Annotated in this window: 11 protein-coding genes and 1 tRNA gene; 6 read left to right on the plus strand and 6 right to left on the minus strand. The window is 65.6% G+C overall.

The genetic code is table 11. The features are described 5' to 3' along the window. Positions 1 to 20: 20 nt before the first annotated feature. The gene (locus tag FRC96_RS08895; protein ID WP_146974142.1) at positions 21 to 581 is read right to left on the minus strand and encodes a hypothetical protein; all 561 of its coding nucleotides are present in this window, start codon (positions 579 to 581) and stop codon (positions 21 to 23) included. A gap of 203 nt (positions 582 to 784) precedes the next feature. Here FRC96_RS08895 and FRC96_RS08900 point away from each other — a divergent pair, with 203 nt between their 5' ends. Both FRC96_RS08900 and FRC96_RS08905 read left to right on the plus strand, forming a co-directional pair. Continuing rightward, on the plus strand, positions 785 to 2707 hold the full coding sequence (locus FRC96_RS08900) for a hypothetical protein (RefSeq protein WP_146974143.1): 1923 nt from the start codon (positions 785 to 787) through the stop codon (positions 2705 to 2707). Positions 2708 to 2714: 7 nt separating this feature from the next. Next, the gene (locus tag FRC96_RS08905) at positions 2715 to 4685 is read left to right on the plus strand and encodes a hypothetical protein (protein WP_146974144.1); all 1971 of its coding nucleotides are present in this window, start codon (positions 2715 to 2717) and stop codon (positions 4683 to 4685) included. A 31-nt stretch (positions 4686 to 4716) separates the two neighbouring features. Here the strand turns inward: FRC96_RS08905 and FRC96_RS08910 are convergent, their stop codons facing one another. Further along, positions 4717 to 5583 (minus strand): hypothetical protein, encoded by an 867-nt coding sequence (locus FRC96_RS08910; protein ID WP_146974145.1) that lies wholly within the window; start codon positions 5581 to 5583, stop codon positions 4717 to 4719. A 105-nt stretch (positions 5584 to 5688) separates the two neighbouring features. Here FRC96_RS08910 and FRC96_RS08915 point away from each other — a divergent pair. After that, positions 5689 to 5762: transfer RNA gene (locus FRC96_RS08915), tRNA-Leu, on the plus strand. Positions 5763 to 6018: 256 nt separating this feature from the next. After that, a complete protein-coding gene (locus FRC96_RS08920; protein WP_146974146.1) occupies positions 6019 to 8253 on the plus strand; it encodes a hypothetical protein in 2235 nt (744 codons plus the stop codon). Between the two features lie 4 nt (positions 8254 to 8257). Here FRC96_RS08920 and FRC96_RS08925 read toward each other — a convergent pair whose 3' ends face one another. Further along, the gene (locus tag FRC96_RS08925; protein WP_146974147.1) at positions 8258 to 8806 is read right to left on the minus strand and encodes a hypothetical protein; all 549 of its coding nucleotides are present in this window, start codon (positions 8804 to 8806) and stop codon (positions 8258 to 8260) included. A gap of 176 nt (positions 8807 to 8982) precedes the next feature. Here FRC96_RS08925 and FRC96_RS08930 point away from each other — a divergent pair, with 176 nt between their 5' ends. Together FRC96_RS08930 and FRC96_RS08935 are read left to right on the plus strand one after the other, a co-directional pair. Beyond that, a complete protein-coding gene (locus FRC96_RS08930) occupies positions 8983 to 9822 on the plus strand; it encodes a tryptophan-rich sensory protein (RefSeq protein ID WP_230470048.1) in 840 nt (279 codons plus the stop codon). A 7-nt stretch (positions 9823 to 9829) separates the two neighbouring features. Then, entirely contained in the window at positions 9830 to 10729 is a 900-nt protein-coding gene (locus FRC96_RS08935) for a histone deacetylase family protein (protein ID WP_146974149.1), read from the plus strand. Positions 10730 to 10732: 3 nt separating this feature from the next. Here the strand turns inward: FRC96_RS08935 and FRC96_RS08940 are convergent, their stop codons facing one another. The 3 genes from FRC96_RS08940 to FRC96_RS08950 all read right to left on the minus strand — a co-directional run bounded on the left by FRC96_RS08940 (position 10733) and on the right by FRC96_RS08950 (position 15318). Next, a complete protein-coding gene (locus FRC96_RS08940) occupies positions 10733 to 11401 on the minus strand; it encodes an HD domain-containing protein (RefSeq protein WP_230470049.1) in 669 nt (222 codons plus the stop codon). Positions 11402 to 11576: 175 nt separating this feature from the next. After that, entirely contained in the window at positions 11577 to 12827 is a 1251-nt protein-coding gene (locus tag FRC96_RS08945; RefSeq protein WP_146974151.1) for a DUF1501 domain-containing protein, read from the minus strand. Between the two features lie 10 nt (positions 12828 to 12837). Continuing rightward, positions 12838 to 15318, minus strand: a complete 2481-nt coding sequence (locus FRC96_RS08950; protein WP_230470050.1) for a hypothetical protein — start codon at positions 15316 to 15318, stop codon at positions 12838 to 12840. Between the last annotated feature and the right edge of the window lie 186 nt (positions 15319 to 15504).

Raw genomic sequence — 15504 nt, forward strand, 5'->3', positions numbered from 1 at the left:
GCGCGCGGCTTCGCCATTCCTCAGCGCCCCGGCCCTTCTGCGCCGCGCTCCAACTCCACAAAGAAGCGATGCGCCTTGAGATAATCGCTGATCGCCTGCCCCACGACCTCCAGACGATCACTCAGACCATACCCGCGCGCCAACGTCTCCCGTCGCCCTTCCTTAAGCACAACATCGAGACGCGCGTGCCCCCCGAAGCCCCCTCGTACCAGCTCCAGACCTTCGATATCGCGCAGCGGCACCGCGGCCTCCTGGACGCTGGCCATGAGTCGAACCTGCACCTGCAGCTGACGCCCCGGACCATCAAACACCCAGCGCTCGCGACGCAGCGCGCTGACCGAACCCACGATCACCGCGAAAAGGAGCGACATCATCGCAAGCGCCACCCAGTATAGCCCGGGAACCGGCTCCGCCTCCCGGTAACGCCCCAGATAATCCGGGAGAAGGATGAGCGCCAGCGCCCCCATCACCAGCGGAAACGAGAGCGCCGCTCGCCCTACCGCCGCCCTCGCCTGTCCGAGACGACTGCGGCCGACCTCCAGGGCACCCTCCCGCTCGGCGAGCTCAATGATGTCTGCCATCTCTCTCCTGAAACTCTGTGAAATCCGCGCGACCCACGACACGCGACTTAATCATCCCGACAATTCAGTGTATGACGGGCGGGAATGCCGCCGCCTCTCCGGTCGGTTGGCTCGCCGGCCTCCCGGCCCCTGTGCGTCGACGCCTTTCTCTCTCGCGACACCTCGTTATGGTCGTCAGCTTACGTCGAAAACAAGTCAACGTCTTGCCCTATCGGCTCGCGTTATGGAGCCTGGTCGCGCTGATCGCGGCCGTGGTCCTGCTCCAACGCAACCCGGTGGCGGTCGACGCCGAGCTGATCGCCAGCGAGGGTGTGGAGATCACGCGCGAGGCCCGCGCCGATGTGCTGGTGGTACTGGACTACGACGCCATCCGTCAAAGCGGCCCGGCGTTTAGCCAGCGTGACTTCAGCGCGGCCTGGATCAACCTCGTCGAGCAGGAGTTTGGCCCGGTGGCCATCGCCACGCCGCAGACGCTGGCGGCAAGCATGCTCGATGAAGCGCGCGTGATCATCCTGACGTCGAGCGTCTCCAGCGATCTTCCGCCGAGCACACTCGACGCCGTCCGGCGGCGCGCGCGTGAAGGCAACCTCGTGGTCGTCGAGCGGCCCGACGGGCAGCTTCGCGAGATGTTTTCGGCCAACGGTCGCGCCGGCCTGCGTCGCGCCCAACGCATCACGCACGCCGAGGGACTCGACGAGCCTTACCTCACCCAGCTTCGCCAGAGCCCGGTCGTCACCGAGTTTGTCGGCTCCACCTCCCCACGCGAAGGCGCCCAGACCCTGCTCTCAATCGATGGCGCCCCGGTCATCTACGCATTGCCGGTGGGGCGAGGACACGTGGTCACAGTCGACTTCGACTTTGGCGAGCAGCTCGTCGCTCTGCAGCAAGGACGCCCCGACGAGCAGTACCGGGTGCGCCCGGCCAACGCTCAGCGCGCGCCCGGCACCGCCGACCTGGTCGCCGACCCCGCACTCCTCGGCAGCGACGTCCCCTACGCCGATCTTCTGGAGCGCTACATCGCCCACGGGGTGATCACGCGTTTTGCGCCGGTGCCGGCCTTCTGGGCCTTCCCCGGAGACGCGCAGGGTGCGGTGGTCTTTCTTCACGAAGACGCCCGCCTGGGAGACGGCGGCGCCTGGATGCTTGAGTACGAGAACAGCCGACGCGCCAGCAGCACTCTGCTGACCACCGTCGATGCCGGCCTGAGTAAAGTAGGCGCCGAAGCCATCCACGCACGCGGCGGAGAAGTCGGCCTGCTATGGCGCTTCCCTCACCCCGCCACCGCGACCTATGCGCCGGATGGTTTTGGCGCCTTTCAACCCTTTGAGCGTCCTCTCTCCATCGAGGAGCAGCTCGATCAACTTCGTGACGTACTGCCCGTCAACTACGTGCGCACCGCCCGATCCATCGATGGAACGTGGTCTGAGGACTGGAGCGCCCCGCTGGCCGCGCTCGCTGAGTCCAACATCCGCCTCGACACGAGCTACACCGTCCCCGGCCAGAGTGGGTACGCCTTCGGCAGCGGCCTTCCCTTTCTGGCCATGAGTGACGAGGGCGTCCCCCTGGGACTTCGCGAGCTTCCGATCGTTGTTCCCCCCGACCGCCTCGAAGGGCCCGAGTTCGACGCGTTGCTCGAAGCAAGCGCCGCCGGGCACCACCAGGTCGTCAGCGTTCTGAGCGACCCGGCTGCCTTCGCCGACTACCCCAACGTCGACGACTTCGAGGCCTGGCTGGCCAAGTTCGAGTCCGTTGAGACGCACGGACATGTCGTCATGAACGCGCTCCGCCTCGACGCCTTTCAACGCTCGCGACGCGCCGGCTCGATCCGCAGCCGCATCATCGAAGAGACCGAGCTTCCAGCGCACACCCGAGAGTCGGCCGATCGCCCGCGCCACGGCACCATCATGCGCCTGAGCGTCGAAGCCAAAGAGCGCAACATGAGCGTGGTGGTCCCGGCACGCATCGGCGACCACGCGTTTATCGGCGCACGCAGCGGAACGCGCCGGGTTGGCGGAGAGTTGATGTCGAGCGAGGTCGAGACGCTCGAGACCTCGCTTATCGGGCTGGAGCTGCGGCAGGTGCCGCTCTCCCAGGGCTTCAACACCTTTGAGTTCTACTACGACTGACGGGCTTATGGCGCGACAACGCACAATACTGGGAGCGCTGACCTGGGATATCGGCGCGTTGATCGTGCTGGGACTACTGGCGCTGCTCTGGAGCACTCTGCAGGAACCGAGCCTCCAACGGACCACCTCCCTTCAGACCAACGGCTCGCGACCTCCCGACCGCACCGAAGGCGATGTCCTGCTGCTCCTGCCCGCCACCCCTGCCGCACAGGCTGCGGAGCTCCGCGCGTTGGACTGCAGCTACGGATGGTTTAACGCGCTCTGGCACCATTACGGCGCCTTCGCCACCGCCCAGAGTGACAACCTCTCGCCACAGATCCTCGCTGGCCGTAGCGTGGTCATTGTCCCGGAGCGCGTCGCCCTGGATTTACCACGCGCCGCGCTCGGCGCGCTGGAAGACTTCGCCCGACAAGGCGGCCAGCTCGTTGTCGAGTTGCCCCGCGAAGGCTGGGAGACCATCACCGGCGTTGCGACCACCGGAAAAGTCGGTCAGGCCCGACGCGTCACCTCGGTGGACGGGCTCGGCGCCCACGGCCCCATCCGAGAGCATCTGGTCGACGTGCCCCTCTCCGGCCCTCTCTTGCCCTCCGCGCCGATGCTGCCACGACCGGCCGGCCCGGTCATCCTTGAGGTCGAAGAGCAGCCCGGACTGCTTGTGCAAGCGCTGGGCGAGGGGCAGGTCTTCACCCTTCTCTTCGACTACGCCTGCTCGCTGACGGCGTTGCACCAGGGCAAACCCACGCGTCAGATGGACTTCGGCCCTCCAGGCAGCCCGCGCTGGCAGCCCACCGAGGGTCGCGTGGCGCATGAGCGCCTGCTCAGCTCGCATGTGCCCTACGCTGACCTTTTAAAGCGCGCGCTCTTCGATCGTTTCTCGGAGCATCGGCCGATGCCTCGCCTGTGGCCCTTCCCCGGGAAGCATATGGGCGCGGTGGCCAACGCCCACCCCAGCGCCGAGTCGCCGCGGGCGGCTCTGGGCTATGCGGACTGGGCCCGAAAAAATGAAGGCACCGCAACCATCTTTGCTGCCGCCGACCGATTCACAGCCTCCCAGGCCGCGCTGGCCGATCAGGTAGGCGCCGAAGTGGGCCTGCTGTGGGTGCTGGGTCAGGAGCGCGCCCCGCTCACCGAGAGCCGCGGCGTGGGCGCCCTGCAACCCTGGGCACGCGAGCTCCCTCTGGCGGAGCAGCGCGCGCGGCTGCAGGCCAACCTCGGTGACCAGCGCCCGGTGCGACTGATGCGTACCGAGGCGTCACTCTGGGAGAACGACTGGGACTCCACCTTCCGGCGTATCTCGGCGGCGGGGCTTCGCGTCGACACCAGCTTCGGCCCCACCAGCGCCGAGCATTTTGGTTACCTCTTTGGCAGCGCGATGCCCTACTACCCGATCGACACCCGGGGGCTGCCCCTGCCGGTGCTCGAAGCCCCCTTCGTCCTCAGCGGGGCGAACATCGATCCGGCACGCCTGCAGCGGATGTTGGTCAACAGCGAGACCTACTTTCACCAACCCCTGACCGTCAGCGTGCCGGCCGACGCGATGGCCCGCGAGCCCGCCGCCGGCATCCTCCTGGGCTTTCGTCAACTTCACGACCTGGCTCGCGATCACCAGCACTGGGTCACCTCCGTGGGCGACCTCATCGACTTTCTGATCGCCCGGCGCCAGTCCGTGCTGACCAGCCAGTGGTCCAGCGCCGAGCAGCGCCTGACGATCTCCGTCAACGTGCTCGGCGCGCGGCTACGCAGCGCCCCCGAAGGCGCCATCGCCAGCGTGGCCTTCCCGCGCGAGTTTGAAGGACGCCCGATCCGTCGCGTTCTCGTGGATGATCAAGAGGTCGCCTCCAGCCGGCTTGCCAGCAGCGGCCCCGGCGACGAACGCATCCTGGCGATGACGCCGGGTCGCCACGTCATCACCGTGTACTACGAAGCCCCGGCGCCCTCGCCTGCAGACGCCGACCCGGCGGCCACCTCCAGCGAATGACGCATTCTTACAACGCGTCCAGCGCGATGCCTCAGCGATCCTCCTTGAGCGCCCCGGGTAGCGGCCCCTCTCCATCGCCGCCTTCGTTGCGCTCCCCCGCCACCGGCTCGCTTTCGGACACCGCGCTTTTTCGAATACGCCAGGCCTGGTCGCGCTGCTCCGCGGTGATGTAGACCGCCCCCCACCACAGCCAGGCCAGGTAGCCCAGCACGGTGTTGAGCACCCACCCCACCAGCAATCCGCCGGCCACCCCGGCCGAGCCCTGGATCACCGCCGCGCTCGCCCCGAGCGAGCAGCCCATAACCCCGGCAAAGACCGCCGCGACCGCAAAGCCGGTGAGTAAGAGCACCACGTGCCGCCTCGCCATCGTCGCCGAACGCGTGATCGCGTCGAGCACACCCGACTGCCCCACCGCCACCAGGTAGGGAGCAAAGGCCAGAAAGTAGATCGCGACAAGGCCGGGAAGTACGCAGAGCACGAGCCCGATTGAGACGATCGCGCCGACCAGGATGTTGACCAGCAAAGTCGGCCCCAATCGCGAGAGCATCCCACGCGCGACCTCCCGCAACGACATCACGGAAGAGGGCCCCAGCATCGCCAGATCGCGCAGCGCCCTGAACAGCAAAACCCGCAGGGTAAGCACCACCGCGATCTCCAGCGCGCTGATGCTCTGCAGCACCACCGCCTGAGCCCCCCCGGCCGGTAAGGGCTCGCTTCCCGACTGACCCCAGATCAACGCGGCGCTCACCGCCACGAAGATGAAGTCCACCGCCGCGATCGCCAGCCAGGGCACCAGCACCGTGCCCCAACCCAGCCGCACAAGCCGGGAGAAGTTCTCCCCCAGCTCATCAATGCCCTTGGGCGGCCGGGCCACCATCGTCTCGGATTGTTCCGTCATCTTCGACCCCCTTCTCCCCGGTGAGGCGGCCCGCCTTGCGCCGCTCCGGGCTCAATGCTACATCCTGCCTCGATTGCAACAGCGCCCCTCTCTCGGCCTGTCGCCGCCCCCGTAGCCCAACCGGTAGAGGCAGCGGACTTAAAATCCGTCCAGTCCGGGTTCGAATCCCGGTGGGGGCATCTACCTTCAACCTTTCAAAGCTAAGCGCAGCCGCCCGGCCCCAAACCGACAGCGTGCTCGCCGCGCGTCACTCTGCGCCACGCATCGACATCCATCGCCAGTCGCCTCGCGCGGCTCGCCGGGGTGCGGCACCACGTCGAGGTGGCGATTCGCGAGATGGTGATCAGGATCGTTTCCCCGCTCTGGGATTGCCCTCCGCGTCGTGGTGGGCCCGCGGCAAGTGCGATTGGAGATGTCTGGCGTTGAGGTCGCTGTATGCAAACATTTCAGTGGAAGTTCTTTCGAAGTGGTGGTGTCGATCAGGTTCACCTGACCCGGGGCGAAGAGCTCGTTCGCCTGGGGGAGCTCGACCAGAAGTTATGGGTCGCCCTGGCCTGCCCGACGCAGGGTGTAGAGTTCGATGCCCGCACCCTGGAGTTTCTCGACGCCGATCACGACCGCCGAGTCCGCGCCTCCGAATTGATCGCCGCAGCCCGCTGGGTCGGACAGGTCCTCAGCGATGTCGAAGAGCTCGCCCGACGCAGCGATGTCCTCCCTCTTAGCGCGATCGCAACCTCCAACGACGAGGGCGCGCTGCTCGAGAAGACCGCGCGCGAGCTGCTCGAGAGCCTGGGCAAGCACGACGCCACCGCAATCTCCCTCCAGGACACCGTCGACGCGATCGCGCACTTCGATCAACAGGCGGCCAACGGTGACGGCGTCGTCCCCCCGAGCGCGTCCTCCGACCCCGACGTCCAGGCGCTCATCGCCGACATCGTGCGGTGCACCCCGGACGCACCGGTCGACCGCAGCAACGAGCCCGGTGTCGATCGCGAAAGCGTTGCGACCTTCTTTACAAGCCTCACCGAGCGCCTGCGCTGGATCGATGAGGGGCGCTCCGAAGACGTCCTCTCGCTCGGCGACGCCACCCCCGGGGCCTACCGCGCCCTCGAGGCCGTGCGCGAGAAGATCGACGACTACTTCGCCCGCGCGCGCCTTGCCGCATACGACGAGCGCGCCGCAGCGGTCGTCAACCGCACCCAGGACGCGTATCTGGAGGCCACCCGGGAAGCCCTGACCGCCGGAGCCGAAGCGTTGAGCGACTTCCCCCTGGCGCGCGTCGAGCCCGGCCGTCCTCTCCCCCTGGTCGAGGGCATCAACCCTGCGTGGACCGACGCCCTGCACACCTTCCGAAGGCTGGCTGTCGAGCCGCTCTTCGGCGACATTGACACCTTGAGCGACACCGAGTGGTCCGAGCTCAAAGCCAGACTCACCCCGATGCGCAACTGGATGTCCGCCGAGCCCGCGACGCATCTCGGCCCCCTGAGTGAGCAACGCCTGCGTGAGATCAGCGAGGGTGAGGGCCGCACACAACTTGACGCCTTGCTCACCGCTGACGAGGCCCGCGCCCCCCAGGCCAACGCCATCGCCCGCGTCGAGAAGCTGATCCGCTTCAACGCCAACCTCCTGGATCTCGCCAACAACTTCGTAGCCTTCCAGACCTTCTACCGACGTCAGGGTCCGGCGATCTTTCAAGTCGGCACCCTCTATATCGACCGGCGAGCCTGCGATCTCTGCGTGCACGTCTCCAACGCCGATCGCCATATCAAGCTGGCCGGCCACTCCAACGCCTACCTGCTCTATTGTGACCTGAGAAACGCGCGCGGTGAGACGATGTCGATCGCCGCCGCGATCACCGACGGAGACGTCGACAACCTGATGGTCGGCCGAAATGGCGTCTTCTACGATCGCGATGGCAACGACTGGGACGCCACGGTGACCCGCATCGTCGACAACCCCATCAGCATTCGGCAGGCCTTCTGGAGTCCTTATAAAAAGGCGCTGCGCTTACTCGAAAGTCAGCTCACCAAACGCGCCCAGGCCGCCGAGGCAAAGAGCACCAAAAAGCTCGAAGCAGGCGTGGCGAGCGCGGATGCGGCGACCTCGCAGCCCTCGTCTGCGCCGACCGGCACCGGCGCCGCCGCCGGCACCGACCAGCCCTCCCCGCCCAAAATGGATCTCGGCACACTGGCCGCGATCGGCGTCGGGGTCGGCGGGCTCACCGCAGCCTTAAGCCTCTTCCTAGGCGCGTTTCTCGGCCTGGGCGTGTGGATGCCCCTGGGGATCATCGGCCTGATCCTGCTGATCAGCGGCCCCTCGATGTTCATCGCCTGGCTGAAGCTGCGCACCCGCAACCTGGGGCCCCTGCTCGACGCCAACGGCTGGGCCGTCAACGCCATGGCCCGGGTCAATGTCCCGCTGGGTCGCTCGTTGACCGGGGTGGCCACCCTCCCCCGAGGATCCTCCCGGGAGCTACGTGACCCCTTTGCCGAGCCCCGAAGTCGCTGGCCGCGTTACCTGCTCATCGCGACCGCGCTCATCCTGGCCGTCCTGTGGTGGACCGGACGCTTTGACGCCTGGCTCCCCGAATCGGCGCATCGCGAGGTAATCTTCGCGCCCGCCCCCCCTCCCGCACATTCACCGGCAGACAGCGCCTCACCGTCCCCTTGATCGCTCAGTCTGGCACCGTGCTGCGACTCAAAGACACCTGGCCGATCGAGGTGTGATCATCCTGATCACGCACGTCCCCGACATCGGCCAGGTCGGCGTCGCTCATCGGCACCAACCAATACTCGCCGGCTCCGTAGAGGGTCAGCTCGCCGTCGTCCAAATCCGGACCGTAAGCGACCAGGCTCCCCTCCACCGAGCGTGCATCCTCGCCTGCCACACGAAGCTCACCGACGACATCGAACTGACTGGTCGCCATGCAGGCGTCGGCCGACGCGATCAGCGTGCGATTCCCGCAGAGGTGCTGGCGAAGACTGCCCGTCTGCTGCGTGTCCATCGGCGCCGGCTCAAGCACCAGTGTATAGGTCACGTCGTCGTCGCCATAGCTCAGCGCGCCGGACCACTCCCCCACAACAACCGCCGCCATATCGTCCGCTCCGAAACTGTAGCCCTCAACGGGCTCATCCCCACAGCCGAGCGCCAGCGGATTGAGCAAAAAGAAGGCAGCCGTCGCTCCAGCGGCCATCACCGATCGAAGAAGAGCATCATGTCGCATCATCACTCCCTGGGGCAGGCCACACAACCTGTGGCCGATTGGGGTATTCAACATACTCAGGTCGGCGGAAGTCTGCGTCAGACGTGCCCCGCCTCGCAAGTGCGATGCTTTCCCCGCGCCATCTCGTGCTTTTACTTAGGTTGAGAAAACGCCTTCGTTCCCACACGAGATGCCGTATGCGTTCGACCTTGTTGAAACTACTCGCGCTGATCATTCCCCCCCTGGCCATCGGCCTTCCTCAGCTGGCCGCCGCCCCTGACCGCTCGGTCGGAGCCATCTCCGACCGCTTCTTTGAAGAGGTGCTGCTCATCCCCGCGGGCTACGCCTTCGCCGTGTGGGGATTTATCTATACGGGCATCCTCGCGCTGGCGGTCGCACAGATCGTGCCGCGCTTTGCGACGCGTGAGCGCTACGCGGCAGCGCGCCTGCCGCTGATCATCAACATGCTTTTCAACGCCGCCTGGTTGCTCGTGTGGCAGAGCCTGCTCTTTGGCTGGGCGCTCGTGGTGATCGTGGGGCAGCTGACCAGCGCGCTGTGGCTCTACCGCGCGTTCGCCACCCGAGATGGAGTGCCCGCCCCGGAGCTTCGCGAAGGCTGGACTCTGGCGCGCGTGATCCGCTGGCCCCTGGGCACCTACTGCGGCTGGCTGACGCTGGCGACGGTGCTCAACGCCTCCAGCGTGTTGGTGGTGGCCGGATGGGACGCCTGGGGCTTGAGCGCGGCGACCTGGGCGGTCATCATGCTCCTGGCTGCTGCGCTCATCGGTGTGGCATTGCGCGTGGGACTCGACGAGCCCGCGGTAGCGCTGGTCTTTGTCTGGGCGCTCATCGCGGTCGTCCTGGCCGAAGGCCAACCCGCCAGCGTGCAGGGCGTCGCCGGAGGGCTCGCGCTCCTCTTTTTGATCCTGGCGCTGCCGGCAGCGCGAGGTTGGATCGCAGGCAGCGGCCGCTCGGAGCGCCAGCACACCGAGGCCAGCGCCAGCCTCCCCGTCGTCACCGAGGCCGATCCCGTCTGAGTACCCCTTGAAGATCTATTACAACGACCACGTGCAGGTTCCGCTGCCTCCCGGGCACCGCTTCCCCATGGCCAAGTACGGGATGCTCCACCGGGCCCTGCTCGAAGAAGGCGTCGCAGCCCCCCGGCAGCTGGTCGCGTCTCCCGCGCTTGAACGTGCGCAGCTTCTCACCGCCCATGACCCCGACTACGTCGAGGCCTTTCTGGCGGGGACGCTGGCTCGGCGATCGATGCGACGTATTGGTCTGCCCTGGAGCGAGGTGTTTGTGGAGCGCGTTCGCACCTCCATGGGTGGCACCGTCATGGCCGCCCTCAGCGCCCTTGATCTCGGCATCAGCGGCAACCTTGCCGGCGGCACCCACCATGCCCACCGCGATCAGGGCGGTGGGTTTTGTGTGTTTAACGACCTGGCCATCGCCGCCCTCTCACTCATCGGCGCTGGCGACCTACGACGCGTGGCGATCGTCGACCTCGACGTGCACCAGGGCGATGGTAGCGCCACCATCCTCAAAGACACCCCCGAGGTGTTCACACTGAGCCTGCACGGTGAGAAGAACTACCCCTTTCGCAAACCCCCGAGCGACCTTGACGTGGGACTTCCTGATGGCTGCGACGACGCCACCTACCTGAGCGCGTTGGAGCAGGCGCTTGAATCGGTGTGGAAGCACAGGCCGGAGCTCATCCTCTACCAGGCCGGCGTCGATCCCCTGGCAGAAGACAGCCTTGGGCGCATGAACCTCACGCTCCGGGGTCTTGGCGAACGTGATCGCATGGTGCTCTCCCGCGCCCATCATCGAGGCATCCCGGTGGCGATGACTCTGGGCGGTGGCTACGCGCGTCCTATTGAGCCCACGGTCGAGGCCTACCTGCAGACCTACCGAATCGCCGCCGAGATCTTCGGCAGCTGACGCTCAACGCCGGTAAGCACGCCCCAGCTCAGCGCCGAGCGCCGCGAGGAAGTCCTCCATCACCGCCACCCGCTGCTCGGCGACGCGACGCGCGGCGTCGGTATGCAGCATCGCCGGCAGCTTAAAGAGCTTGGCAAAGACATGGTCGAGGGTGAAGACGCCATCATCCGGCTCGCGCTCCGTGCAAAACGGGTCGTCGCCGTGAAACGACGCACGTCCCAGCGCACCGCCGGTCTCCAGCGTGCGCATCAACCCGACCGCGCCGAGCGCGTCGAGACGATCGGCGTCACAGACGATCTTCGCCTCCAGCGACTCCGGCACAAAGCCCGCCGAGTAGGAATGGCGCTGGATCGCTTCAAACACCAGCGCGCGCTGTCCCCGGGTCATCCGCTCTCCGATCCAGCGCACCGCGGCTTCCGCCGAGAGGGTCGACGCATCGCGGCGCTTCGGATGATCTTTCGGCAGGTTCACCAGATCATGCAGCCAGGCAGAGACCTCGATCACCTCGCGGTCCCCGCCCTCAGCGTCCCACAGCATCATCGCGACGCGATGAACCCGCTCAAGGTGCGCCATATCGTGGCCTGCGGTGGCGGCCATCGAGGTGCGCGCGTGCTCTTTTGCAAGCTCGCAAAGGGACAGGGCGTCGGTCGCCGTCTTCAGGGTGTCGGTCATCGTCAACTCCGCGGTCAAAGGGCCTTCACAGGGTCGCTTCTCTTCTGCGATGTTCGGTGGCTCGAGGCAAGCGCCGCTGCTCAAACGGCTCGCCATCACCCACGGCCCCAAAACGCACGAGGCGACCTCCCACAGGGAGGTCGCCTCGATGTTCCTGCCCGATATGACGTCGCCCTTAGCTGAAGATGTCGAGATCCTCTTCCTTCAACGCGAAGCGCTGAGCGACGGGACTGTCGGCGATGCCGGCGTGACGTCGTAACGCGCGGTGAATGTGCTCCGGGCGCAGACGAACCCCCTCATACTCCAGGGCCAGGGTGGTGGGATTGACGTTAAAAGGTCGCTGCTCCTCATCGGTCGCGCCGATCACGCGGTTGCCGCGAATGCCGTTACCGAGCGCCATGATCGACCCGATCGCCCAGTGATCCTTACCCTGGTCGGGGTTGTAGGTTGGGGTGCGACCAAAGTCGGAAGCCATCACGACGACGATCTGATCACGCAGCCCCATCCGCTCCGCTTCTTCGAGCAGGTAGTCCACCGCGTCGAGCACCAGCTGCAGCTTGGGGAGCTGCTCGCTGTCGTTCTGCGCGTGGCTGTCGAACCCGTTGAGCACCAGGTTCACGCTGACCGAGAGCCCGGCCTTAAAGGCGGCGAGCGCCACCAGAGCCTGGGCCTTCATCTCATTATCGCGAGGAAGGTCGGTGGGGAGGTGCTCACGCACCCGGCGCAGCTCCCGCGCGCCCATGCGTGCGGTGAACAACGCGCTGCGCGCGGTCTGCTCGGTCGGCAGGTGGCTCGCGTTCTGCCGGGCCGCGTGACGCGCATCCACGGCCTGCCGGATCATCTCGGCGGCCCGCGGCGCGTGGTAGGGCTTGCTGGCATGACCCTCCTTATGGTCGGGATCGGCCAGCCCCCGCAGGTGGCTGACGTTACTCACGCGTGTCAGCGGCAGGAGCGCACCGGTGGCATCATGTCCCCCGTAGCTCAGATACGAGAGGGGCAAGGTCGGCGCGTGGGCCGCCGCAGCGAGCGCGGCGAAGGTGGGGTACTCCGGATTCTCAAGGCTTCCGGTCCAGGCGTATCGCTCCCCGGCGGCGTGGCTGGTCGTGGCCATATCCACGCCGTTGAGCACGAGCAGCTCGCTGGCGTACTTCTCAAAGAAGTACTGATTGTTCCCCACCGGCGCGTACGTAATGGGGCTGGAGGCGATCGAGCCAATCTCTCCCTGGCCATACGCCTGATTGATGTTGTTCACCCCCTTCGGATCGCAGAGGTAGGTGGTGTCCCAGCCTCCGATGGCGTTGACCATCACGTAGTAGGGGCCCGGGTAGTTCATCTCCTGAGCGCGCGCGCTACGCGTCAGCGCGATCGGAGACACAACGGTCATACCGGCCATGCCGGCAAGTTTGATGAAGTCACGACGGTTCATAAAAACCTCCTCAGAGGTAGAGGAACTCAAACGAGGACACGAGGTAGCTGATCACGCCGGCCCAGGCGCGCACCGCATAGGTGGGATCGCGCTCCAGGGAGTCTCCGCGGCAGTAATCTTCGAGTCGCTCGGGGTAGTCGGAGTCGTCGGCAGCCATACCGGCCTGCCCGTCTTCGATGAGATCGACAAAGAGCTCGAAGGTGCGGTCGATCTCGGCGTGGTTCGCCGGCAAATCTTCACCAAGGATCCGCAGGTGGAGGTGCTGGATGTTCTCGCGAATCCTCGCCTCGGCCTGCGCATTCCCGGGCACATCGTTGAGTTCGACGTACGGGAAGAGCAATCGCTGGTTGGCCGGCTCTTCAAAGTCATAGGGCACGTTCTGGCACGCCAGCTCATTGGCCATGACCATCGAGACCGCCCCCATCACGCCGCTGGGCGTGTCCAGGCGCTCGGTGAGGTTGTCGTAGTTAATGCCTCCGTAGAGGTAGCGGTAAAGGTGGGGCGCAAACGCCTCAAAGGGGCCCCACATCCACTGGCGACCGAAGACCGAAGTGATGCGTCGGGTCATCGCCTCGGGGTGAAGAAGGCGTGGGCCGCCGAATTGTTCCAGCTCCACCAAACGCTCCGGCGTCAATGTCTGCGCGTCGATGTCATCCGCTCGGAAGTAGGGGCTGAAAATCAGCTCCCGGAACGCCACCCGGGCGCTCTCGTTGCTGTTTCGCATCTGGGTGGCGACCCGCTGAATAAACGCATCCTGCACGCGGAAGGCGCGCAGGCGCTCCTCGTAGTTAGGCGCGGTCGGATCCGTGGGCTTGCTGAGCACCGGGCGGCGCAGCACCACCTGATAGAGGTGACTGACCATCGTGTGGAAGAAGCGCGGGTCGTCCGCCACACGCTCTCCCAGCCAGCGCAGCCCCTGCCAGACATCTCCCTCGGGGATCTCCTCGCCGTTGAACCCGGCGGGGAACATCCCGTCGAAGCGATCGTCACGAATCGGCAGGTAATGCCCGTAGTTGTTGTACGTTCGGTAAAGCTGGGCGACCGGGTCCATCGGCACGTGACACACCGCGCAATCGGCCGCGTTCCGCGTGGGGTTTTCAATATCGGCCACCGCCGTGGGGTCCGACGCCTCGGTGGTCAGGTTGTTGATATCCACCCCTAAGAAGAGCAGATAGAAGAAGGACGAGCGTCGCCGGTTGAGGTTGGTATTCGTCGAGGGGTAACGCCCGGTCATCATATACGAGGTCAGGGCGCCGGCGTGTGGATACTCCCCTTGCATGCCCGAGACCGGAGAGAGCTGCGCCGGCTTGAACTCGAGCTTGTTCGTCGGATCATCAAAGCTGACCTGATCCTCAACCCCGTAGGACTTCGCCGAATAGGGGTTCACCATCAAGTAGTCGGCGGTGACAAACTCACTGATCGGAAGATCGTTTTTCACGATATGCGAGAAGAGCGCCAGCGGCTCACGTCCCAACCCATGCCGTCCCAGAAGGGCCAGCTCGTTGCGATCCTCCACACTCAAACCCATCTCCGCCCACCAGCGTCGATCGGGGTAGTGGTTGGAGTTGAGCACGTTATCGGGCGGGTTGCCGGTGATGAAGTAGTCGGTCAGGAAGATGTCGGCGAGCCCTTCTTCGAGGCGATCATAGAAGGCCTGCTCGTCGTAGAGGGTGTTGAGCACCTGCTCAATGCCTTCCTCCCCTTCGGCCTGAACCAACGCGATCTCCGAGGCAGTAGGCACGCGGCTGACCAGGGTCATGGTCATGCGACTAAGCCAGTCGAGATCATTCATGTAGGTGACGCCCTCAACGAAGCCTTCTTCGTCGAGGTCAACCCCGCCCGGGCAGGGGTCGGGGCTGTCGAGACGAGTGGAGAATTCGCGCAGGTTCTCGGCCTGCCAGCTGTCGGGGGGGAAGACTTCGCCGCCCCCGTGGATCACCTGGCCGGTCGCCTTCAAGAGCAGCAGGGGCTGATCATCGAACTCTTCGAGCCGCTCGCGCGCAAAGCCTGAGAGCTCATCGTAGTTTCGCGAGAGGTAGTCCTCGGCGTAGAGGCGCTGGTTGGCGAGCTCGAAGTCGCTGTTGACCGCCCCGAACCCGTTCTCACCGTGGCAGGACTGGCACTGACGCTCGATCACCTCGGTAAACACCTCGCGTTCAAAGAACTGCGCGTGGGAGCGACACGGCTCTTCCCCATCCGGCGTGTTCCCCGGATGCGGATCAACCGGATCCGACGGATCCGACGGGTCCGAGGGATCGGATGGATCCGAAGGATCGAAGGGGTTTCCAGGCTGACCGGGCTCAAAGGGGTTGGAAGGGTCTTGCGGCACGTACCCATCGTCAGGCCCATCCACCGCTCCATCGCCGGGCGCAGGCACCTTTTCGGGGTGCCCCTCCACATTGAGTTGGCCCTCGCACGCGCTCAGCGCCAGGGTAGCGATCAACAGGGTCAACAGCGTCAACCCCCTTACTTTGTCGTGTCTGATGTCCATGGTACTCCTCGTCGGCTGGACTCGCCAGGACGTCGCACTGCGACGGTGTTGCCAGCAATTCCCCCAAACGAGCCAGAAGGGATCGCTTGAGGATTGGGCAAGCTAACACAGCCCAAAAAAGCAAAAAACCAACAAAAACAAGCACTTACAACGCTTCACACATCGTTTCATCACGTCGTAGGCCCC

Origin of the sequence: Lujinxingia vulgaris (assembly GCF_007997005.1) — a bacterium.
Lineage (GTDB): Bacteria > Myxococcota_A > Bradymonadia > Bradymonadales > Bradymonadaceae > Lujinxingia.